Source organism: Xylanibacter brevis ATCC 19188 (genome assembly GCF_000621725.1).
Classification (GTDB): domain Bacteria; phylum Bacteroidota; class Bacteroidia; order Bacteroidales; family Bacteroidaceae; genus Prevotella; species Prevotella brevis.
Window position 1 is genome coordinate 79,602 of the sequence record NZ_JHXM01000011.1, and the last position, 23,183, is coordinate 102,784.

Here is a 23,183-nt window from a genome sequence, read left to right on the forward strand (position 1 = left end):
ACCTTTCGACTTAAGTCAACAGGTCACACGACTTAAGTCGAAAGACGCGAAAGTGGCACCATTAAGGCGGAATAGTGGCACTATTAGCAAACAAAAGTGCCAGTATTCAGAACGAATAGCGGCACTTTAAAACTATTTCTGTTTTATATTCCATCAACACAGCAAAACGAGTGAGTCATAAAAAAAGGAGCTTAGATTTTAAGCTCCTTCATTATTTCACTCATACGTTGAAGTGTTGAGATCCTGGTTGGTACCAAAGGCAACCTCAAAACATTTTCAATGAAACCCATCTCGTGTAGCATTGCCTTAACACCAGCGGGGTTGCCGTCAACAAAGAGCAGCGAGAACAAATCCGTAAATCGATGATGTATCTTTCGTGCAGGATCATACTCACCTTTCATTTGCAAACGAATCATCTTAGAGAATTCCTTTGGTAGCGCATTGCCAATAACCGAGATAACGCCCACGGCACCACACGATATCATGGGGAAGGTTAATGCATCATCACCCGAAATAACATCAAAATCCTTAGGTTTATTCTTGATTATCTCGTCCACCTGCTCCAAGTTGCCGGAGGCTTCCTTAATAGCAACAATATTCTTACAGTCACGTGCCAATCTAACAGTTGTTTCTGCTTTCAAGTTTACACCCGTACGTCCAGGCACATTATAAAGGACTACTGGAAGTTCTGTGGCAGCAGCTATGGCTTTAAAATGCTGATAAAGTCCCTCCTGCGAAGGTTTATTATAATATGGGCAAACGCTCAACACGCCATCAACGCCCTTAAAATCACCATTTTTCAACTCATCAATCACAGCAGCTGTGTTATTACCGCCGCAACCCATCAAAATGGGAACACGAGCCTGCACTCTATCTACAATCAGATTTTTGATTTTTGACTTTTCTTCTTGTGTCAGTGTGGGAGTCTCTCCTGTAGTAGCTAGAATACAAAAGAAATCTGCGCCGTTCTCTAATTGATAGTCAACCAATCGCAAAATAGCGTCGTAATCTACAGAGCCATCTTGTTTAAAAGGGGTTACGAGCGCAATTCCTAGCCCTTTAAAAATATTGTATACCATAATAGTCCGTCTAATTTGTCTGCAAAGGTACTAATTATTTTTCTATTACTTGCACGATAAACGATTTTTTTACTCGTTTAACTACCAATATACAAGAATATCATTCCCAACAGCACCAAGGCCAAATCAACGGCTTTAGCTTTCAGGTTCTTCTCATGGAAGAACGCTGCGCCACACAAGAACGAAACTATCACGCTACCTCTTCTGACCATCGACACAATACTGATCATAGCCTCAGGAAGTGACAATGCATAGAAGTAAACGAAATCAGCCGTTGACAGAAAGAGGCTTACGCCAATAATAGCCCAATCCCAGTGAAAAGGGGTGTTTTCCTTTCTTTTAGGCCACCACAACAACATCAACATCACAAACATCATGATGCATTGGTAGATGTTATACCATGCCTGTACCATCATGCGGTCTAGACCTACCCCACCAGCTTCAACGGGCGCCATTAAATACTTGTCATAAAGGCCACTTATGGCTCCCAGTATTGCTGCACCAACAATCATATAAATCCATTGGTCATGCTTAAAGTCTATTCCCTCTTTTTTTCCGCTTCCGCTCAACAAAAGAAAAGAGACGATGGCCAGCGACACACCAATCCACTGCCAGGTATTTAAACGTTCGCCAAAAACCAACAATGCACCGATCAGCACCATTACAGGTCGTGTCGCATTAATTGGTCCAACTATTGTAAGTGGCAAATGCTTCATGCCAAAATATCCTAATACCCAGCTAGAAAGCACAATAATGGCCTTCTGTACAATATACTTATGACATTCCCATCCTCCTGCAGCCACCAGAAAAGGCGTTTCTTCTAACGACTGCGTCATATAGCTCAAAACAATGAATGGAATGAATATAAGCGACGAAAACAATGTATTAAGAAACAAAATAGGAATAACCGCATTATCCTTCAGTGCTTTCTTTTTCAAAGAGTCATACACACCCAAAAGGGCTGCAGACATGAATGCAAGTAATAACCACATATTAATATTTGATATCTACTAAAAACAAGGCATTTCCAGGCATCGATTCTCCGGCTTCCGTACGACGTTTTCCTTCTATCACGTGACGAAAATCATCTAGCGAAAGACGGCCTCGACCAACTTCAACTAATGTTCCAACGACAGCCCTCACCATATTTCTCAAAAACCTGTTCGCACTTATCTCAAAGCGCCATTCTCCATCCTTAAGTTCTTTCCATTCTGCATGAGTTACTTTACAGAGGGTCGTCTTTACATCTGAATGACTCTTACAAAAAGCGCCGAAGTCTTCATACTCCATCAGAATCATGGCAGCCTCATTCATTTTCTTAAAGTCCAGTTCATAATGCATTTCACATGAATAATGACGTAAAAAAGGAGACTTATATGTATGAATGAAATAATGGTACGTGCGCGATGTAGCCGAAAAACGTGCATGCAAATCTTCGTCAACAGGTTCTATCCGCTGGATAGCAATATCCTGAGGCAACAACCTATTCAACTTGTAACACAACTGATGGCAGTCAAACTCTTTTACCGTATCAAAGTGCGCAATCATCATCGAGGCATGAACTCCTGCATCCGTGCGTCCTGCACCAGTGATAGCTATTTCTTCACGCAAAATAAGGGACAGAGCTTTTTGCAACTCTCCCTGCACAGAAATTCCATTGGGTTGCACCTGCCATCCATGAAATCGAGTTCCGTCGTAACTTAATGTGATGAAATATCTCATAATCGCCTGCAAAATTACCTCAAAAATCAAAGAAAAGCGATTTTTTTAACGAAAAGTTTGGCTGTTATGAAGTTTTTATATACTTTTGTACCCAATAAAACCATTATTAATAACTCATCAATCTAAAAATTATTGCCTATCGAAACAAAATTACTTCATTATTAAAATAAAAACAATATGAAGAAATTTGAAGGAGTTACCGACGAACAGTTGGCACTGCTCTATGCTAAAGGCAATAATCGTGCGTTTGATGAATTATTAGATCGCACCAAGAGCAAGTTGTTTACATATATTATGTTCGTGGTACGCGATCACGATATCGCAGACGACATCTTCCAAGAGACCTTTGTCAAGGTTATCATGAAGTTACAAAGCGGACACTACGCCGATACTGGAAAGTTCCAGTTTTGGGTTAGCCGCATTGCCCATAACGTAATGATGGATTGGTATCGTCAGCAGCAAAACCATCATTTTGTTGAACCAAACAAAGAAAACGATCTACAGAACTTACGTGGAGCATCCATAATGGACAATTGTCGTGAATCTGAATTGGTCAACGAGCAAGTTCTGCATGATGTTACTCGACTGATGAACACCCTTCCTGCCACACAGCGCGAGGTAGTTTACATGCGTTTCTTTCAGCAACTTTCTTTCAAGGAAATTGCCGAGATCACAGGTGTTAGCATCAACACATCACTTGGACGTATGCGCTACGCCATTTTTAACTTGCGTAAAATGGCGAAAGAAAACAAAATGGAACTTGCCCTTCAGTTATAGCAACTTGTAGTTAAGACTTATAAAGCCTTCAATTCTTTGATGACAGACTCGGGATCGGCAGCTTTGAAAATATAGCTACCGCTTACCAATACATCGGCACCTGCAGCTACGAGACGTGGTGCCGTTTCTTTTTGTACACCTCCATCTATCTCAATCAAAGCTCTACTACCACTTTCGTCAATCATTTGGCGCAATCGTTTCACTTTATTGATTGTGTTCTCAATAAACTTCTGACCGCCAAAACCGGGGTTAACACTCATCAACAACACCATCTCCACTTCTGAAATCACATCTTCTAACACCGAAACAGGTGTTGATGGATTCAGGGTCACTGCAGCTTTCATACCTGCATCATGTATCTCCTGAATGGTGCGATGCAAATGCACCGTAGCCTCTTGATGTACATTCATCATCATTGCACCTAGTTTCGCCGTTTGGCTGATATACCTCTCAGGACGTTCAATCATAAAATGCACATCCAAAGGTTTTGTACATACCTTGGCAACTGCCTCGATAACAGGAAAACCGAAAGAGATATTAGGAACAAACATGCCGTCCATCACATCAACATGCAACCAGTCGGCTTCAGAACGATTAATCATCTGAATGTCGCGTTCCAAATGCAGGAAATCAGCAGAGAGCATTGAAGGTGAAACAATGGTCATTTCTTACTATTAGTTTAAATGTTTTTAAATTTAATTCAGGCAGTAAGCCTCTTTGTTATTTACGCGATAGGTATAAGCTATCTGTTTAATGAGTTTAATCACCTTCTCACTGGGGTTCATTTCTTCGGGAGTAAATATTTGCATAGGCCAATATATTATGTTTTTATTGATCGTTTTTATTATCATAACGTACTGACCCATATAAATATTATACTAACGAACAAAATATTTTTCTATATCTTTCACCCCATTGAGAAAGGCCGTAGCTTCCATTCTCTTTTTACCAGCTAATTGCAATTCCTCAATTTGTAGCAGGAAATCTTCGCAACAAACATACAAGTGCTTTTTATCTGCTATTAATTGTCCCACGTTTCCTTTGGTGGGAAGATTGGTTTTGCGAGTCTTATATATTTTCATCACGGTTTCGTGTCCTTCGCCATCTGTCATGGTTGTCCAACTGCCAGGGTAAGGTGATAGTCCGCGAACAAAATCATATATCTTTTTGCATGATTTATTCCAATCAATCATACAGGTTTCCTTAAAAATCTTTGGGGCATGATTCAATTCTGTCTCGATCAAAGAAGATTGATCGCAAGCTGCAGGATGACCATTTGAATCCACAATCTTACTCAGAGTACTTAGACATATTTTCGCGCCTAGATGCATCAGCCCGTCATATACATACTCAACATCTGCATCGTCTGGAATATCAAAAGGCATTTGTTCAATAATACGTCCTGTATCTATGTCGTGATCTAAGAAAAAGGTCGTAACTCCTGTTTTGGTTTCACCATTGATAACAGCCCAGTTGATAGGTGCGGCACCACGATATTGAGGCAGCAGCGCAGCATGAACATTAAACGTACCATATTCAGGCATAGCCCACACCACCTCTGGCAACATACGGAAGGCTACCACCACCTGCAAATTGGCATGATACCCTTTCAACTGTTCGATGAAACTGGGATCTTTCATTTTCTCAGGCTGCAGCACAGGCAGTCCTTTACTGAGAGCGTATTGCTTTACTGGCGATGGCTGCAGAACCGAGCCATGCCTCCCTACTGGTTTGTCTGGCTGTGTCACGACAGCCACCACCTGATAGTTGTTTTCAACCAAAGTTTGAAGGGTCTCTACCGCAAATTCGGGCGTACCCATAAAAACGATTCTTAAATCTTCTTTTGTCATGCTATTCCTCACTCATATCTGCCACCATCTTTCTGTACTGTGTAAACAGGCGTTGACGCGAAATATACCCATCAAGACGGCCCTCGTTGTCGAGTACAGGTAGCCAGTCGGCATGTGTCTGCTCGAACACTTTCACTACATCGGTCATTGGCGATTGGTCACTTAATACAGCAGCAGGCTCCTGCATCAACTGTCGAGCAGTAAAATGATGGTAAAGTTCGATACGAAATACTACATTGCGTATCTTGGTTATGTCTATCTCACCCTGCAACATACCACCGGCATCAAGCACGGGTATGACACTGGTATGAGAACGACTTATTTTATTGACGATGTCTCTCAACTCTGTATCAGGTTCCACCGATAAAAAATCCTTCTCTACAACACTACTCAATTGCATCAGTGTTAGCACAGCGTGATCGGTGTGATGCGTAATCAGTTTACCTTCTTTTGCCAATCGTGCACTATAAATACTGTGCGATTCAAAAATATTAATCGTCAAGAACGAGCTGACAGATACAATCATCAGGGGCAGGAAAAGACTATATCCACTCGTAAGTTCTGCGATCAAAAAGATACCCGTCAGTGGTGCATGCATTACGCCAGACATAACACCGGCCATGCCCATCAGTGCAAAGTTCTTTTCAGGTACATGAACACCAACCTGATAGATATTCCACAGACGTGAAAAAAGGAAGCCACTATAGCATCCCACAAACAAGCTGGGAGCAAAAGTGCCACCACAACCACCTGCACCATTCGTTGCAGATGTAGCAAAGACTTTTGTCAACAAAACCAATGCTATGTATATAATCAGCCAATGACTATGTCCAGAAAACAACGAGTTGTTCAAGATGGCATCCCAGTCGGCCTCGTCAGTACCATTAATCAACAAATTAATAGAATCGTAACCTTCTCCAAACAATGCCGGAAACAAGAAGATTAGCCCGCTCAGCAGCGCGCCTCCTAACAACAATTTAACATACGTACGGTTCTTCAATCTTGCGAAGATGCCCTCACAAAAGCTCATGGCTCTAATAAAATAGAGACTCACAAGTCCACAGAACACACCCAAGAAAATGCAAGCAGGAATACGTTCAACCGTCCATTCTTCATCAAGATGGAATGTAAATAGAGCATTTCCACCACTTAATATATAAGTAAAGCAAGTGGCTGTAACACAAGACACTAGAATAGGCATTAATGAGGCCATTGTCAAATCTATCATCAATACCTCAAGTGTGAAAACCAAACCGGCAATGGGAGCCTTAAAAATGCCGGCTATGGCACCTGCAGCACCACAGCCCACAAGCAGCATCATAGTCTTACGGTCAAGCCCGAACACTTTTCCCAGGTTACTACCGATGGCGGAACCCGTTAGCACAATCGGAGCCTCTGCACCCACCGAGCCACCAAAACCAATAGTGATAGCCGATGCCAGAACCGACGTCCATGTATTATGTGCTTTCAATCGCGAACGATTCGAGCTGATTGCATATAAGATGCGAGTGATACCATGCGAGATATTATCTTTCACAACATACTTTATAAAAAGCATCGTTAGAAAGATACCTACAACGGGATAAACCAAATATAACCAGTTGTAAGATTCTGAATTAAAAGAACTGGTCAGGAAATGACCAATCTGTCGAATGATAGAATGAAGTACAAAGGCTGCTACCGCAGCTAGCAAGCCTACCAAGAAAGCTAAAACGAGCACAAGCATGCGCTCGCTAATATGATCCTCACGCCAACTGTTCAGACGCAAGAGCCACGATGAAGATATGTCAGTTGATGTATCTGTCATCAGATATAAGGCTACAGTTTAGTTTTTTAAAAGTTCTGCCAGAAAGTTATCCAGTTCTTCATCCAATCCTTCCATCAGGTTAGGATCAATTATCACGGTATCGTCGTCAACAACATACAACTCTGTAATATGTTCGCAATCATCATTCTCCAATACAAAAGAATATGGTTTCAGAATCGACAAGTTCTCCACCATCTCTTTTTGTTGACTAATGCATTGACGGATATCCTTTGCGATGGCCTCATAGAAATCATCATCCTTATTATCTATCCATTGCTCAACTACGCAACGTGTAATCTCATTGTCGTCATCATCAAAAGCCAACAATTCACCTGTATCCTGCGATACGCGGATATGAATATCTGTCAGCAAAGCTGCCTCGTCATTTACTGGGAACTTCTCAGCTATTTTCCTAATAGCTCGTTGGATTTGCTGCATGGTGTTTTCTGTTGCTTTCATATGCTTTCCTATCAAATATCACTGCAAAAATATCAAAAAAAAATTGTATCTGCAAATAAATGCGGAAAATATTTAAAAAAGACATTATTTTCTTCGTCTTAATTCTGATTTTATTGTATCTTTGCCCTCAATATGCAAGAAATAGTACGCCACAAAGGCACCGTATTATCGACCTCTGACACCCATGTAAGGGTTAAGATTGTACAGCAGTCAGCCTGTGCAACTTGTCAGATTTCATCCCATTGCCAGGTTTCTGAGTCAAAGGAGAAAATCATCGACGTCTTCGATGTTCAGTCAACAACCTATCAAGCTGGCGATTCCGTTGTGGTGTATACCACACGTCGAATGGCCTTTCAGGCTTTGTTTCTTGGATTTATCCTACCATTACTCCTGCTCTTAGTCATCTTGTCACTGCTTTTGTGGCAACACACCAGCGAAGGACTAGCCTCGTTACTATCTCTGAGTGCACTTGTACCCTACTACGGCATCCTATGGCTATATCGAAAGAAAGTGGCCAATTTCGCGACATTCTACATTGAACATACCTAAAAAACAAATAACTATAACACTAATAATTTATACTTTATGAATTCAATTATTATAGCAGTCGTTATACTTGGAGGCATCGCATTTGTTGCAGCCATCGTACTATTTGTCTGCTCTAAGAAATTTGCGGTCTTCGAAGATCCCCGCATTGCCCGCGTCAACGAGTTGCTACCAGGAGCCAACTGTGGTGGATGTGGATTTGCAGGTTGCAACGCCATGGCCGAAGCTCTAGTCAAAGAGTCTGACAAAGGTAGCATCGAAGGAATCAGTTGTCCTGTGGGTGGTGCCGAAGTCATGTCGCAAGTAGCAAATCTTCTCGGCATGACTGTTGCAAATGGTGAGCCACAAGTTGCCGTGATAAGATGCAACGGAACATGTGAGAATCGTCCTCGAATCTCTCAATATGTCGGTCTGCGCACCTGTGCCGCAATGAATGCCTGTGGTGCAGGCGAGACCGCCTGCGGCTATGGGTGCCTGGGGTGTGGCGATTGTGTAAATGCTTGTCAGTTTGACGCCCTCCACATGAATGAAGAAACCGGTCTGCCCGAAGTTGACGAAAATAAATGTGTGACATGTGGTGCTTGCGTCAAAGCTTGTCCTCGACATATCATCGAATTACGCAAGAAGGGCCCAAAGAATCGAAGAGTCTTTGTTTCGTGTGTCAATCGTGACAAAGGCGCAATTGCCATGAAGGCTTGCAAATCCGCCTGTATTGGTTGTGGCAAATGCGCAAAAGAGTGTCAGTTCGAAGCAATTACCATAGAAGAAAACCTCTCCTACATTGACTTCACGAAATGTCGTCTCTGCAAGAAGTGCGTAGCTATTTGTCCTACAAAGGCCATCCAAGCTGTCAATTTCCCATTACCCAAGAACACAGAAGTAAAAAAGGAGGTAGAAGCATGAAAATTAAGACATTCAGCATAGGTGGTATTCACCCGGATGAGAACAAGTTGACCCACGAAGTGCCAACCCAGTCAGCCCCATTGCCCACACAAGCCATCTTTCCATTGTCGCAACATATCGGTGCTCCAGCCAAGCCTGTTGTCAAGAAGGGAGATTTTGTTAAGGTCGGTACGTTAATAGCCGAGGCTGGTGGTTTTGTGTCGGCTCCCATCTATTCATCAGTCAGTGGCATCGTACTCAAAATCGATACCGCCATTGATGCCACAGGCTATCGCAAACCTGCCATTTTTATCAACGTGGAAGGTGACGAATGGGAACCTTCTATCGACCGAACAGAAAAACTAGAATTAGTGAAAGACCATCCTGAGCTGACGCCCGAGGAGATTGTGAATCGAATCAAGTTAGGAGGTGTCACCGGTATGGGTGGAGCAGGATTCCCGACATTTATCAAACTCTGTCCGCCACCAAAAGCCAAGGCCGAGTGTGTGATAATTAATGCCGTAGAGTGCGAACCCTATATAACAGCCGATTACCGTCTGATGATGGAGCATAGTGATGAGATACTTGTAGGACTGGAATTGTTAATGAAAGCAGCCAAGGTGACACGAGGCTATATTGGCATTGAAATTAACAAGCCCGCAGCTATCAAGCTTCTCAAGCAAAAATGCAACGAAGTGTTCTGTAACTCAGATTACAAGGTTGAGGTAGTACCTCTACAGCAACGCTATCCCCAGGGAGGCGAAAAGCAGTTGGTTGACGCAGTCATTGGGCGCCAAGTACCAGCACCGCCAGCCATCCCCGTCAACGTTGGAGCAATAGTTCAGAATGTTGGTACTGCTTACGCTGTATATGAAGCAGTTATGAAACACAAACCACTTATCGAACGCTATACGACTGTTACAGGTAAAAAGCTATCGAAACCTGCAAACTATCTAGTGCGTATAGGTACTCCTATGCTACAACTGATAGATCTATGCGGAGGGATGCCGGAAGACGACAACAAAGTCTTGGCTGGTGGACCTATGATGGGCAAAGCACTCACTTCTACCGAGGTGCCTATCTGCAAAGGTACAAATGCCGTAACAATCCTCTCGGGCGATGAAGCTCGTCGTCGGACACCTGCCCCGTGTATCCGTTGCGCCAAATGTGTCTCCGCATGTCCGATGGGACTTGAACCCTATCTTTTGGCAAAGCTTTCAGCTTTCAAGGAATGGGAACGTGCCGAGCGCAACGACATCGTCAGTTGTATAGAATGCGGTTCGTGTCAGTTCACGTGTCCTGCGCATCGTCCGTTGCTGGACAATATCCGCTTAGGTAAGAGCACCGTTATGGGTATCATTAAATCAAGACAAATAAAATGAAACAACTTATAGTATCTCTTTCGCCACATGCTCACGGAAATGATTCCGTAGAGCGCAATATGTATGGTGTCATCATCGCGCTAATACCTGCCTTGCTGGTATCGTTTGTTTATTTTGGCATTGGCTCTATTGTCGTTTGCCTTTCCAGTGTTATAGCATGTGTATTTTTCGAGTGGTTCATCGCCAAGTATGTAATGGGCCGCCAGACATGTAGCATTCTCGATGGATCAGCAGCTTTGACAGGCCTTCTTCTAGGCATGAACCTACCATCTAACCTACCAATTTGGATTGTTATTATCGGCGCCTTATTTGCCATAGGTGTAGCCAAAATGACGTTTGGTGGTCTCGGTAATAATATATTCAATCCAGCTTTGGTTGGTCGTTGTGTACTGCTTGTTGCCTTTCCTGCCCAGATGACTAGTTGGCCCCAGCCCGGCCAGTTATGGCAATATACAGATGCTGTCACTGGTGCCACCCCCCTATCCATTATGAAGCAGGCAATTCAAACGGGCGATGCGGCCGTACTCGATCAGTTACCTGATGCTTTTCACCTATTGCTAGGCAACCATTCTATTGGCGGTGGCGCAGGAACCATCGGTGAGATATGCGGACTAGCCCTCTTGTTAGGTTTAGCCTTTATGTTATGGCGACGCATTATCACCTGGCATATTCCCGTCAGCATCATTGCAACGGTTTTCTTATTCAGCACGGTAATGCATATTATCAACCCGATTTACGCTGACCCAACTACTGTCATTCTAAGTGGCGGGCTATTACTTGGTGCCATCTTCATGGCCACTGATTATGTTACATCTCCAATGACCGCCCGTGGTCAGCTTGTATATGGTGTTTGCATCGGTCTGCTCACCATCGTTATCCGCAATTGGGGATCCTATCCTGAGGGCATGTCATTTGCCATTCTTATCATGAATGCCTTCACACCACTCATCAACAATTACATGAAACCAAAAAGATTCGGAGAGGAGATCAAGAAATGAGAAAGCTTGAATCATCATTAATAAATATGGTGCTGGTACTTACGGGAGTTGCTATTATTATGAGCATCGTACTAGCCAGTGTAAACCATATAACCAGTGAACCTATTGCCTTACAGCAGCAGAAGGCTTTAGCCGATGGCATCAAGGCGGTGATGCAGGCCGACGACATCTGCGTCAGCCGCACAGACACAGTTCAGCAAACCGACGATAGTGGCAAACCGCAACTATTCTTAGTTTATCAAAATGAGCTTGGTGCAGCTGTGGAAAGCACCACCAATGGCTTTGGCGGCAAGCTGCGTGTATTGGTAGGATTCAATAACCAGGGCAAAATTTTGGGCTACACAATTTTAGAACATGCCGAGACGCCTGGACTAGGCGCCAAGGTCACTGAGTGGTTTCAAAGTGGACAAAAAAGCTCCATCATTGGTCTATCCCCCGCTAAGCCTCTCACGGTATCAAAGGACGGTGGTACCATAGATGCTATTACTGCATCTACCATTACAAGTAGAGCATTTCTTTTAGCTGTCAACAATGCCTATCGTGCTTATAAAACAATGTCTATCGATGGAGAAACAGCAGCCACTCCACAAACTAAAGATAAGAAGGAATAAGTGAAATGAAAGCTATACAAATTATCAAGAATGGCATCATCAAAGAGAATCCTACCTTTGTACTGATGCTTGGCATGTGTCCTACACTTGCCACCACGTCTTCAGCCATCAATGGTCTTTCAATGGGCTTAGCTACCATGGTTGTTCTTATATGCACCAATGTGGTCATTTCGTGCCTAAAAAGTATAACGCCCGACAAGGTTCGCATACCTGTATTCATCGTTGTGATTGCAGCCTTCGTCACCATCCTACAGATGACCATTCGGGCCTACCTGCCTGCTATCGATAAGGCACTAGGACTATTCATACCACTTATTGTTGTCAACTGCATCATTCTGGGGCGCGCTGAAGCCTTTGCATCCAAACACACACCACTGGCATCGCTTTTCGATGGTATTGGCATTGGACTAGGATTCACGCTGGCACTTACCTTGTTAGGCATGGTTCGAGAATTGCTAGGTGCAGGCTCTCTTTTCGGCTACACTATCATCTCCGAGCAATACAACATTCTGCTATTCGTCTTGGCTCCTGGTGCATTCATAACTTTAGGCTATCTTATTGCATTAGTCAGAAAAATAACAGAACGATAATATATATCCCTTTTAGCATTGCTGCAAGGAAATAATTTTCAATAAAGATATTACAAGAATATGGAATACTTACTGATTTTCATAAGTGCTGTCTTTGTCAACAACATTGTGTTGGCGCAGTTTTTGGGCATATGCCCCTTCTTGGGCGTTTCTAAAAAGATAGACACCTCATTGGGAATGTCGGCAGCAGTAGCCTTTGTTATGGTTCTGGCCACATTAGTCACATGGTTGGTACAATCCTACCTGCTAGTACCCTTCCATCTAGAGTATTTGCAAACTATTGCTTTCATTCTAGTCATTGCCTCACTTGTTCAGATGATAGAGATTGTACTGAAGAAAGTTTCTCCAACTCTGTATCAGGCATTGGGTATCTTCTTGCCACTTATCACCACTAACTGTGCCGTGCTGGGTGTCGCCATCCTAGTTATTCAGAAAGAAATGTCTCTGGCTCACTCTGTGATGTATGCCCTATCTACGGCAATTGGCTTTGGCCTAGCTCTAACCGTGTTTGCCGGCATTCGCGAACAGTTGGCACTAAACGATGTACCCAAGGGCATGCAAGGTATGGCTATCGTACTAGTCACAGCCGGCCTGCTTAGCCTCGCCTTCATGGGTTTCTCGGGTATTGGAAACTAAGAAAGACAAGATGCGATTGTCTTGTCTGCGTGTTTTACCCTGAAAAACGTTGAATCAAAAAACAACGTTCTTCAGGGTAAAATTGTGAGATAATAATAAAAAGCGCAGGCTCTCCACTTCAACAATTAAAAGATGTGTATTTATTGATATACATCTGTAGAAAATCCAAAGATAAAGAACAAAAACAAAAAAAAACTTGAAATATTACTCAATACGGATTTTATTTAGTAACTTTGCATCGCAAAACAGCAAATTCTTTATAACGTAATAAAATAATGGCTTAAAAGATGAAGCTTATCATCCTTACAAGAGCCACGTTTTTCGTGGAAGAAGACAAGATTCTGACAAGTCTTTTTGAAGAAGGCATGGAGAATCTGCATCTATACAAGCCCGGTTCAGAACCAGTATATTCTGAACGGCTTCTTACCCTTCTCTCTGAAGACTATTATAAAAAGATTACTGTTCACGACCATTTCTACCTGAAAGAAGAATATGGGCTGCACGGCATTCATCTTGACGCTGCAGATATTGAAAAGCCTGAAGGATACAAAGGACATACAAGTTGTACATGCCATAGCATTGAAGAACTTCATGATGCCAAAAAGCGCAACGACTATGTTTTCCTGAAGACGATCTTTGATAGCAATAGTAATCCTGACGACAAACAGACACTCGACATGGAAAGCTTGAGAAATGCGTCGAAGAAAGGATTAATTGACAGACATGTATACGCTATGGGTGGTATATGCCTGGATAATATAAAAGAAATGAAAGATCTTGGCTTTGGCGGAGTCGTGATTTGTGGTGATATATGGAATAGATTTAGTATTCATCATGGTCAAGACTTCAAAGAGCTGATCACACATTTCCAGAAATTACAAAAGGCAGTAAGTTAATTTTCGATTATACAATAAAAAAATGAGTACACAAAACTCCTACATGGTATTCTCAGGTACAGCAACTAAGTACCTGGCTGAAAAAATCTGTCAAAGTTTGGGTTGCCCTTTAGGTAAAATGCAGATGACAAAGTTCTCTGACGGAGAATTCGCAGTGTCTTACGAAGAATCAATTCGTGGTCGCGATGTATTCTTGGTGCAGAGCACATTTCCCTCTAGTGACAACTTGATGGAACTGCTGCTTATGATTGACGCAGCGAAACGTGCTTCTGCCCGTACCATCAATGCTGTTATCCCCTATTTTGGATGGGCGCGTCAAGACAGAAAAGATAAGCCACGCGTTTCAATTGGTGCGAAACTCGTAGCCGATCTTCTTAGCACCGCAGGAGTTAACCGTGTTATCACGATGGACTTGCACGCAGATCAGATTCAAGGTTTCTTTGATGTTCCCGTAGATCATCTCTACGCGTCAGGCGTTATTCTCCCCTATCTACAGAGTTTGAAGCTGAAGGAAATGGTCATTGCATCTCCTGACGTCGGTGGTTCAAAGCGCGCTAACACATATGCCAAATATCTTGGTTGTCCACTGGTTCTATGCAACAAGACTCGTGCTAGAGCAAACGTAGTAGAGTCTATGCAAATCATTGGTGACGTAGAAGGTAAGAACGTTGTAATCATCGACGATATGGTTGACACCGCTGGTACCATCACTAAGGCTGCCGATCTAATGATGGCTGCCGGCGCAAGTAGCGTTAGAGCCTGTGCTTCGCACTGCGTGATGAGCGGACCTGCTAGTGAAAGAGTTCAAGAGTCTGCTCTTGAGGAAATTGTATTTACCGATTCAATTCCTTACACTCAGCGTTGCGCAAAGGTTAAGCAGATCTCAGTTGCAGACATGTTCGCCGAGACTATTCGCCGCGTGATTGCAAACGAGAGCATCAGCGATCAATATCTAGTATAACAATATTGTATGAAGACTCATAAATTATCTATTGGGCTAACTAGTTTAGCCCTTTTCTTTTCAGCATGTCACTCAAACAGTTATAAGATTGAGGGAACTACTGAAGGAATGTCTGACGGAGACACACTGTTTATTGTTGACGCCTTTGGTAATCCTACCGACACACTGACCATCAGTAATGGTAAGTTCGAATACGAAGGAGAAGTAGATTCGGCTGCCCTCTATTTGCTAGGAGCACCCGCATCTATGAATTCGGTATCGTTCTTCAAAGAACCTGGAACCATCAAGATTCATTTCTCTGCTGATGGTAATTCTAAGGTATCAGGAACTAAAGCCAATGATGGATTGCAGATTTTCGAGGATATCAACACGGAATATGCGAAAAAAGCTGAAGAGTTGATGATGACGGCAAAACCTGACGAGATGACAGAAGCGCAGCAGAAGGCCATATTCCAGCAATACAAGAATCTGCAGAAAGAAATGCTTGACAAAATTCTTGAACTTGCTTCTGACAATATCGACAATGAATTTGGCTACTACCTAGTAGTCAACATTCCCATCAACGAAGAGGCACTTACACCAGAGAAGGCTTCTGAACTGATTGAGAAGATGCCTGAAAAATTCAAAAAGCGCCAGCTTATCAAAGAGTTAAGAGAGCGTATATCGGCCTATCAGGATCTAGCAGTAGGAAAAGAAATTAAAGATTTCACACTGACCACACCCGATGGAGCACCACTGAGCATCATGAGCGAGGTTAGTAAACATAAGATAACAGTTCTCGACTTCTGGGCCTCATGGTGCAACCCATGTCGCAGGGAAATGCCCAACATTGTGAAGCTATACAAGGACTATCAGCCAAAAGGCTTAGGCATCATTGGTATTTCTCTTGATGAGGATGCAGATGAATGGAAAAAAGCCATCAAAAGCATGGGACTCACATGGCCACAAGTTTCCGATTTGAAAGGGTGGCAATCTGAACCAGCAAAAAGATTCCAAGTAAGAGCAATTCCATTCACTATGGTTTTAGACAACAATGGAAAAATCATAGCAAAAGAGTTAAGAGGCGTAGAACTCGAAAACTTTATCAAGCAACAGCTTAATTAACTAATAAAGAACGGCGGACTTCATCAAGAAGATCCGCCGTTCTTATATATAAGTTTACAAGATTAAACCAACTTATTGTCCTTTGGGAAAACAACTGTCGGTTTGAAAGTCTTTGCTTCTTCAAAATCCATCAACGCATACGAAATGATGATGACAGTATCTCCAACCTGAACTTTTCGTGCAGCGGCACCATTTAGACAAATACAACCACTACCGCGCTCACCCTTTATGATATATGTCTCGAAGCGCTCACCATTGTTATTATCAACAATCTGTACTTTCTCGCCAGCAATCATATTGGCTGCATCAAGCAAAGCTTCGTCGATAGTGATACTACCCATGTAGTTCAAGTTCGCTTCCGTTACCTGAGCACAATGTATCTTTGACTTCAATACTTCTATCATCATGATTCTTTATATTTTATATGGTCGATAAGGCGAATGGGGGTCTTGCCACAATAAACAGTAATACATCCTACTACATAATCAGAAGTATCCCAATCAGCAAGGTCCTGAAGCGTATTACCATCTACGATAGAGAAGTACTCCACGTCAAGTCCGTCAACAGCATTAATCGAGTCAACCACATAATCATGTGTTTCCTTCAACGAATGAGTCTTGCTATATACAACACTGTCCTTCAATGCTTCATAGATTCTAGGAGCGATAGCGCGTTCTTCTGGTTTTAACAATGTATTTCTGCTGGAACGAGCCAATCCATCGTCATCACGAACAATCGGACATTCCACGATTTGAACCCTCAGGTCCAGATGCTTGACCATTGCCTTCACGACAGCTATCTGCTGCCAGTCTTTCTCACCAAAATAAGCCCGATCTGGACGAACTATGTAAAAAAGACGACTTACCACCTGACACACTCCGTTGAAATGGCCAGGACGATGTGCGCCCTCCATAACAGTAGATACTGGAGGATACTCGAACTGACGCATATCGGGAGTTGGATACATATCCTCCACTTCGGGAGCAAAGACGTAATCAGCCTTACATTTCTCTAACAATTCGCAGTCAGCTTTTAAATCCCTCGGATAATTTTTAAGGTCATTTTTATCGTTGAATTGAGTAGGATTTACAAATACTGATACCACTGTTACATCGTTATCCTTAACACTATGGCGCACAAGCGATGCATGACCCTCATGCAATGCTCCCATCGTGGGAACTAATCCGACAGAGTGTCCCTGCTTTCTCGCCTCAAAAAGTTCGTTTTGCAGGTCAACAATTTTACTTAAAACTTTCATCAATATTGTATATCTTTAATCACCAAAATTCATATCATGGCGTAAATTGCGGTGCAAAGTAACAACAATTTTTGCAAATATGGAAAAAAAAGACTAAAAAATAGCCTCTCAAATGTCACTTTTTCATAAAATAAGACCTTTTAATGCGTCTTTTAAGATTTTTTTTCGTACCTTTGCATGGAAATAATCAAATAGTAATGGCAAAGAAAAAGATTCTTTTTATCAACCAGGAGATTGCTCCTTACGTTCCTGATACGAATCTATCGCTCATGGGACGTGCTCTTCCTCAAGCAATGCAAGAGAAGAACCATGAAATCCGTACGTTCATGCCTAAGTGGGGAAATATCAATGAGCGCAGAGGTCAGCTTCATGAAGTGATCAGACTCTCTGGTATGAATCTCATTATTGACGACACCGACCATCCCCTAATTATTAAAGTCGCAAGCATTCAGTCTAGCCGCGTTCAAGTATATTTCATCGACAACGACGATTATTTTTCTAAACGCCAGATGGTTACAGACGAGCTTGGAGAGGATTATCCTGATAATGGTGAACGTGCCATCTTCTTTGCAAGAGGCGTACTCGAGACCGTCAAGAAACTGCGTTGGGTACCAGACATCATTCACTGCCAGGGTTGGATGAGTGCCGTAGTTCCATTGTACGTAAAAACAGCTTACCACGATGAGCCCTCTTTTGCCAATACAAAGATTGTTACCTCATTGTTTACCAAGGGCTTAAAAAATGATTTGGGTACAAACTTCAAGAAATGTCTGGAATTCAGAGAGGCTAAAGCTGAACTGCTGGCTGGATACAAAGACAAATTTGACTTCGTGGAGTTAGGAAAGCTTGCTATTGATTATAGCGATGGTGTCATTCAGGCTAGCGAAGATGCCAATGCGCAACTGATCAAATACACTAAGAAAAAAGAAATTCCGCTGTTGCCCTTCACAGAAGATTTTGCTGACGCATACGAAAGCTTCTATGATCAGATTTATCCAGATCCGGTGGAATAATAAATTGATAATAACATCATACAATAAAAATGATGAACGTTTTTAAGTACATGGCTGGCGCTACATTCGTAGCAATAGCCATTTCTTCTTGTGATGAAAGTACAGTGACACTTGGCGGATCGCTGACTGACGAGAACGACAATCTCTCTATTGTCGATGCCGCATTTCATGCCACTTCACGCACATATGTTGCAGATTCTGTTCTTTCGCTGAGTAATTCTTTCTACCTTGGAAAGGTAAAAGATCCAGAAACAGGCGCTGAAGTTAGAAGTGAATTCACTACGCAGTTTCACCTGTTAGAGCATACATACATCTCACCTGAAAACAAAATTGTTGGAAGAGACAATGGGCGAGCAGCTGCAGACTCATGCGAACTGTTAATTTATATTGAATCTGCATACAATAACAACGACAGTTTGACTGCCGTCAAGATGCGTGTTCGAGAACTAGCTAATCCCATGGAGGAAGGCGTGAAGTATTACTCAAACTATGATCCTGTGAGCCACAACCAAATCCTTGCTGATGGACTGAACAAAAGCAAGGTCTTCACATATAAGAATTTAATGGAAGAAGATAGTGTGCGCAATGAATCAAACTATTTGAACCACATACGTATTACGCTAAACGAGCCATACACAAAGAATGGTGTAACCTACAACAACTATGGCACATACCTGATGCGTAATTACTATGATCATCCAGAATATTTCAAGAACTCATACTCATTCATCCATAACCTTTGCCCTGGCTTCTACTTTGAGATGACAGATGGTGTGGGATTTCATTCAAAGATTTCAAATATAGGATTAAGAGTACACTATCGTATCGATGCTGATACTGCAGTAACCAGTGGTATTCTAACACTAGCCGGAACCAAAGAGGTTCTTCAAACTAGCCATATTATAAATGACAAGAACGTCATAAAAAATCTGGCAGAAGAGAACACTCACACATATATCAAATCTCCAGCAGGACTCTTCACAGAAGTTGAGCTTCCTGTTACCGACATTAAGGAGAACCATCAGAACGACTCATTATTAGCAGCTAAGATTGTGTTCCAACGTCTGAACAACCAATCGTCAGACAGCCGCCAACTAGGCATACCACAAACCATCATTATGATTCAAAAGGATAGTCTCATCTCCTATTTTGAGAATAATGATGTTCCCGATGGCAAAACATCGTACTACACATCGTTTGCATCAAGCACAAACACCTACACATTCACCAATATATCAAACCTGATTACTTATTTATGGCAAGTAAGAGCAGATGGTATTGCAAAAGATGCAGCATGGGAGACAAAACATCCTAACTGGAACAAGGTATTGCTGATACCCGTGAATGTTAAGACTTCAAACTCATCCTCTACCCTAACTCGTGTGGAACACGACATGTCACTATCTAGCATTCGCTTGGTAGGTGGAGAAAACAATCCTAACGATCCAATAACCATCAATGTGGTTTACGGAAAGTTTAAATAAACAACAAGATGGCAGACGGATATTTAGAGAAGCATCAGCAGGATTACGAAATACGCAAAGAAAACTATCTAAGAAAGAAAAAGCATTTGCCGAAACTCGTAAAGAGACCAACAAGACCTGATGATGAAGCCTTATAAGAAGACAAAAGCGCCGCAATTCTTCGAGAAAAGCGGCGCTTTTATCATATTAAACAATTGAAATACAAAGACGAAACAGCATGACAACCAATGATATTTTAGAACTACGAAAAGCTGGACACACTGAAGATGCCTACGAAGCTGCCAGAAGACTATATGCATCTGTAAAAGACGCTAGAACTTCCGCAGTGATGTTTCTCACTGCCACCGACGTACTCAAACGCAGGACGGATGAAGGAAGAATGGATGAAGCTTATAAGATATATATGGCTTTAAAGAGACTTATAAGCAACACGAACTGCGAGAACGAATGGATGCAAGACGCGCTTAAAAGATGCGAAGGTTTTCTACAACAGGCCAACAGAAGGATGACAAATCCAAGACTAACACCTGAGCACATAACCCTAGGTAAATGGGGAGAAGAGTTAGCTGCAGCCTACCTAAGAGAGAAGGGATACGCCATACTGGAACGTGACTGGCACTCCAGTCATAAGGATATCGATATTATTGCGCGACAAAGGGATTGTATTGTATTCGTAGAAGTAAAAACGAGAAGAAATAGAGACTTTATAGAACCAGAACAAGCAGTCAACTACAATAAGCAAAAGAACCTAAGAATGGCAATCAACCACTATGTAAAATCGCATCACTTAAATGGTCCATGGAGATTTGACGTAATCACCATTGTAAAAAGAACAGGAGAACTCATGCCAGACATTAATCACACGGAAGACTGGAGCCTTATATAAAAAAGCTGCCGTCAAAACCTCAAGTCCTGACGGCAGCTTTTTATAACTAATTCTATCTATTACTTAGAAGAACAGATAGCGATTATCCTCGATATTGGCCTTCTCGTAAAGGTCCTGTAACAACATCTGAACGTTAGGCATATTCTGCTGACGCAGCTGCAACTGCATCTGCTTCTCATCGAACTTAGCGCCCTCACGATTCTTTCTGTCAACTACTTGGAACATATAAGCACCAGCTTTACCCTTTACAACACGACTCAACTTACCTTTCTCAGTAGCAGCAACAGCACCATTAAGTGCGGGCTCGCTAGCAACAGTAGAAGGAACAAAAACGGGACTACTGAATGTAATGAAACGAACGGTATCAACACGAGCATTCAGCTTCTTTGCATCTGCAATGCTCTTAACACCCTCAAACTTCTTTGACAAGATCTCGAACTTCTTATCATTCATAACCTCAGGTCTCAAAGTCTCCTTAACAGACTCGAAATCAGCATATCCCTTCTCGTGAATTTTATCAAGGGCAACAACAAGCATATAGTCATTGTCACCACAACGATCGTAGAGTTGAGAGATAGCACCAGGCTTAGCATCAAACACCCATTTCAAAGCATCGTGTGTTCCACGGATACCAGCAATCGTGTGAACTGCATTTGAAACATTTGCACGAGTTAAAACGTTGTAACCATTCTTAGCTGCATTTTCTTCCATCGCCTCGATGGTTGAGTTTTCACTAATAAACTGACTAAACTTATTGAATGCCTCGTTATAAGTATCGTTAGAGAAGTTGATATCACGCTTTACAATAGCGACATTGTACTTATCAACAATAGCACGACGATCGGTTACCTCAAATACGATATTTCCCTGTGAAATCTTCAGGTTCTTAAGTTCACCACGCTGCATAGAGAGCAGAGCTTCAACATAGTTCTTTGTATCAGCATCGATAGTGGGAGCTGACTGATAGTTGGCAGAAGTAAACCAATTCTTTGTACCAGGCTGATTGTAGCGAGCTGCAATAGAATCAAACTGTGCACCACCACGAAGTGCCTTCAGCACACTGTCGGCCGACTCTTCGTTTGCAAGGAAGATTGAGCGAACCTCAATAGAGTCAGGCTGTTGAACCTTAGAGATATACTTAATAACATTGAATGTATTATCACCAGTTGTCTCGAATGGCTGAGATACCTGTCCAATAGCCATAGAGTCAAGGTGAGCAACGATATCACTAGGCAAAGCCTCACGTGTTACAGGAAGGCCATTGTATGCAATCTTAGACTGTGCACGACGAACAACTTCAGAAGCTTTTAAACTATCTGATTTGAAATCAGCAACACAACCTTTCATGATATCCATCAACTGCTTACGATCAGCTTCTGAAGCCTTAACATGTACAGGAATGTATTTGATGTCGCGTGTCTCAACTACCTGACGGAACATACCCTTCTTCTCGTTGTACTTAGCCTTAAGATCAGCATCTGATACCGTTACATCATTATCATTAACCATACTATAAGGCAATGCTGCAAGCAGAATGCTGCTCTCCTGAGACTGATTCTCAAATGCTGCCTTTGCAGCAACTGGGTTAGACATAACGCAACCAGCAAGGAGGCTCTGGTACTTTGACTGCAGAAGCTGCTGACGAAGTTGCTTCTCGACATATTTCCAGTAGCGATCAAATGTTGAATACTGCTCCTGATAGCGAGCATCCTGAGCAGCCAACTGCTTCAGCTGTTCGTACTGAGTAGTTACGATGCTGTAGTCAAACTGACGAGTCTGCTGATTAAAGAACTGTGGACTAAGAGGTAACTGATAGAGAATTGGATTAGTTCCCTCACGAAGGATATTTGCTATTTCCTCGTCAGTAACCATCAAACCTAGTTTCTCTGCCTCGGCTTCAATCAGTTTATTAGTAACGTAATTCTGCCAAACCATGTCTCTGACATTGTTCATCTGGTCCTCGTTCAGGTCATCATAACCCTGCATTTTGAGCACTTCCTGATACTCATCAACGAGAGCCTGATAATCCTGATAATAGACCTTCTCGCCCATTACCTTACCAATTGTCTGACTGTTTGTAGCTGTAATAGTACGCAGAGCTTCACCTGCATACTCCAAAATAAAGAATAGGAGCACAATTCCCAGTACAATTACCAGGAAGGTTCCCCAGCTTCTAATTTTTCCAATTGCTGCCATTTTGTTTTTGTTTTTTATTATTTAATTTTTAGTTATTCGAACTAAT

The 23,183-nt window shown here is 42.3% G+C and carries 25 protein-coding genes; 15 read left to right on the forward strand and 10 right to left on the reverse strand.

What is annotated here, in order from left to right:
* Positions 1-191: 191 nt before the first annotated feature.
* The 3 genes from dapA to truA all read right to left on the reverse strand — a co-directional run bounded on the left by dapA (position 192) and on the right by truA (position 2,804).
* The gene (gene dapA / locus T433_RS0107510) at positions 192-1,079 is read right to left on the reverse strand and encodes a 4-hydroxy-tetrahydrodipicolinate synthase (protein WP_027450307.1); all 888 of its coding nucleotides are present in this window, start codon (positions 1,077-1,079) and stop codon (positions 192-194) included.
* Positions 1,080-1,156: 77 nt separating this feature from the next.
* A complete protein-coding gene (locus T433_RS0107515; protein ID WP_027455375.1) occupies positions 1,157-2,071 on the reverse strand; it encodes a DMT family transporter in 915 nt (304 codons plus the stop codon).
* Between the two features lies 1 nt (position 2,072).
* The gene (truA, locus tag T433_RS0107520) at positions 2,073-2,804 is read right to left on the reverse strand and encodes a tRNA pseudouridine(38-40) synthase TruA (RefSeq protein ID WP_027450309.1); all 732 of its coding nucleotides are present in this window, start codon (positions 2,802-2,804) and stop codon (positions 2,073-2,075) included.
* Positions 2,805-2,978: 174 nt separating this feature from the next.
* Between truA and T433_RS0107525 the strand changes: the two genes are divergently transcribed.
* Positions 2,979-3,578, forward strand: coding sequence for a sigma-70 family RNA polymerase sigma factor (locus T433_RS0107525; RefSeq protein ID WP_027450310.1), 600 nt, complete (start codon positions 2,979-2,981; stop codon positions 3,576-3,578).
* A gap of 17 nt (positions 3,579-3,595) precedes the next feature.
* On the opposite strand, the gene rpe is transcribed toward T433_RS0107525, so the two are convergent.
* The 4 genes from rpe to T433_RS0107550 form a co-directional block, all read right to left on the reverse strand.
* A complete protein-coding gene (gene rpe, locus T433_RS0107530; protein ID WP_027450311.1) occupies positions 3,596-4,243 on the reverse strand; it encodes a ribulose-phosphate 3-epimerase in 648 nt (215 codons plus the stop codon).
* 213 nt (positions 4,244-4,456) lie between these two features.
* Positions 4,457-5,428 carry a methionyl-tRNA formyltransferase gene (gene fmt / locus T433_RS0107540; protein WP_027455376.1) on the reverse strand — a complete coding sequence of 324 codons (972 nt, stop codon included), beginning with the start codon at positions 5,426-5,428 and terminating at the stop codon, positions 4,457-4,459.
* Position 5,429: 1 nt separating this feature from the next.
* The gene (locus T433_RS0107545) at positions 5,430-7,235 is read right to left on the reverse strand and encodes a chloride channel protein (RefSeq protein ID WP_027455377.1); all 1,806 of its coding nucleotides are present in this window, start codon (positions 7,233-7,235) and stop codon (positions 5,430-5,432) included.
* An 18-nt stretch (positions 7,236-7,253) separates the two neighbouring features.
* Positions 7,254-7,694, reverse strand: coding sequence for a hypothetical protein (locus T433_RS0107550; protein WP_027450314.1), 441 nt, complete (start codon positions 7,692-7,694; stop codon positions 7,254-7,256).
* 132 nt (positions 7,695-7,826) lie between these two features.
* On the opposite strand from T433_RS0107550, the gene T433_RS0107555 reads away from it, so the two are divergent.
* From T433_RS0107555 to T433_RS0107600, 10 genes are all read left to right on the forward strand, one after another.
* A complete protein-coding gene (locus T433_RS0107555; protein ID WP_027455378.1) occupies positions 7,827-8,243 on the forward strand; it encodes a SoxR reducing system RseC family protein in 417 nt (138 codons plus the stop codon).
* 36 nt (positions 8,244-8,279) lie between these two features.
* The gene (locus T433_RS0107560) at positions 8,280-9,143 is read left to right on the forward strand and encodes a Fe-S cluster domain-containing protein (protein ID WP_027455379.1); all 864 of its coding nucleotides are present in this window, start codon (positions 8,280-8,282) and stop codon (positions 9,141-9,143) included.
* Positions 9,140-10,504 (forward strand): electron transport complex subunit RsxC, encoded by a 1,365-nt coding sequence (rsxC, locus tag T433_RS0107565; RefSeq protein WP_044109446.1) that lies wholly within the window; start codon positions 9,140-9,142, stop codon positions 10,502-10,504. Before T433_RS0107560 ends, rsxC begins: the two co-directional genes overlap by 4 nt.
* On the forward strand, positions 10,501-11,502 hold the full coding sequence (locus tag T433_RS0107570) for an RnfABCDGE type electron transport complex subunit D (protein WP_027455381.1): 1,002 nt from the start codon (positions 10,501-10,503) through the stop codon (positions 11,500-11,502). The genes rsxC and T433_RS0107570 overlap by 4 nt, the downstream gene beginning before the upstream one ends.
* Positions 11,499-12,113 (forward strand): RnfABCDGE type electron transport complex subunit G, encoded by a 615-nt coding sequence (locus T433_RS0107575; RefSeq protein WP_027455382.1) that lies wholly within the window; start codon positions 11,499-11,501, stop codon positions 12,111-12,113. Before T433_RS0107570 ends, T433_RS0107575 begins: the two co-directional genes overlap by 4 nt.
* A 5-nt stretch (positions 12,114-12,118) precedes the next feature.
* A complete protein-coding gene (gene rsxE, locus T433_RS0107580) occupies positions 12,119-12,703 on the forward strand; it encodes an electron transport complex subunit RsxE (protein WP_027450320.1) in 585 nt (194 codons plus the stop codon).
* Positions 12,704-12,763: 60 nt separating this feature from the next.
* Positions 12,764-13,339: an electron transport complex subunit RsxA gene (rsxA, locus tag T433_RS0107585; protein WP_027450321.1), complete on the forward strand. Its 576-nt coding sequence runs from the start codon at positions 12,764-12,766 to the stop codon at positions 13,337-13,339.
* Positions 13,340-13,626: 287 nt separating this feature from the next.
* The gene (locus T433_RS0107590; protein WP_027450322.1) at positions 13,627-14,235 is read left to right on the forward strand and encodes a thiamine phosphate synthase; all 609 of its coding nucleotides are present in this window, start codon (positions 13,627-13,629) and stop codon (positions 14,233-14,235) included.
* Between the two features lie 22 nt (positions 14,236-14,257).
* Positions 14,258-15,196 carry a ribose-phosphate pyrophosphokinase gene (locus T433_RS0107595; protein WP_027450323.1) on the forward strand — a complete coding sequence of 313 codons (939 nt, stop codon included), beginning with the start codon at positions 14,258-14,260 and terminating at the stop codon, positions 15,194-15,196.
* A 9-nt stretch (positions 15,197-15,205) separates the two neighbouring features.
* Positions 15,206-16,300 (forward strand): TlpA disulfide reductase family protein, encoded by a 1,095-nt coding sequence (locus T433_RS0107600; RefSeq protein ID WP_027455383.1) that lies wholly within the window; start codon positions 15,206-15,208, stop codon positions 16,298-16,300.
* A gap of 62 nt (positions 16,301-16,362) precedes the next feature.
* On the opposite strand, the gene panD is transcribed toward T433_RS0107600, so the two are convergent.
* Both panD and panC read right to left on the reverse strand, forming a co-directional pair.
* Positions 16,363-16,707: an aspartate 1-decarboxylase gene (gene panD, locus T433_RS0107605; protein ID WP_027450325.1), complete on the reverse strand. Its 345-nt coding sequence runs from the start codon at positions 16,705-16,707 to the stop codon at positions 16,363-16,365.
* On the reverse strand, positions 16,704-17,558 hold the full coding sequence (gene panC / locus T433_RS0107610; protein ID WP_027455384.1) for a pantoate--beta-alanine ligase: 855 nt from the start codon (positions 17,556-17,558) through the stop codon (positions 16,704-16,706). Before panC ends, panD begins: the two co-directional genes overlap by 4 nt.
* Before the next feature lie 197 nt (positions 17,559-17,755).
* Between panC and T433_RS0107615 the strand changes: the two genes are divergently transcribed.
* The 4 genes from T433_RS0107615 (at position 17,756) to T433_RS16815 (ending at position 20,941) form a co-directional block, all read left to right on the forward strand.
* Entirely contained in the window at positions 17,756-18,571 is an 816-nt protein-coding gene (locus T433_RS0107615; RefSeq protein WP_027450327.1) for a glycogen/starch synthase, read from the forward strand.
* A 104-nt stretch (positions 18,572-18,675) separates the two neighbouring features.
* On the forward strand, positions 18,676-20,055 hold the full coding sequence (locus T433_RS0107620; protein WP_162164188.1) for a DUF4270 domain-containing protein: 1,380 nt from the start codon (positions 18,676-18,678) through the stop codon (positions 20,053-20,055).
* Positions 20,056-20,063: 8 nt separating this feature from the next.
* Positions 20,064-20,192 carry a dehydrogenase gene (locus T433_RS16220; protein ID WP_081778412.1) on the forward strand — a complete coding sequence of 43 codons (129 nt, stop codon included), beginning with the start codon at positions 20,064-20,066 and terminating at the stop codon, positions 20,190-20,192.
* A gap of 80 nt (positions 20,193-20,272) precedes the next feature.
* Positions 20,273-20,941 (forward strand): YraN family protein, encoded by a 669-nt coding sequence (locus tag T433_RS16815; protein ID WP_248616499.1) that lies wholly within the window; start codon positions 20,273-20,275, stop codon positions 20,939-20,941.
* A gap of 63 nt (positions 20,942-21,004) precedes the next feature.
* On the opposite strand, the gene T433_RS0107630 is transcribed toward T433_RS16815, so the two are convergent.
* Complete coding sequence (locus T433_RS0107630) at positions 21,005-23,137, reverse strand: peptidylprolyl isomerase (protein WP_027455386.1); 2,133 nt, start codon at positions 23,135-23,137, stop codon at positions 21,005-21,007.
* Between the last annotated feature and the right edge of the window lie 46 nt (positions 23,138-23,183).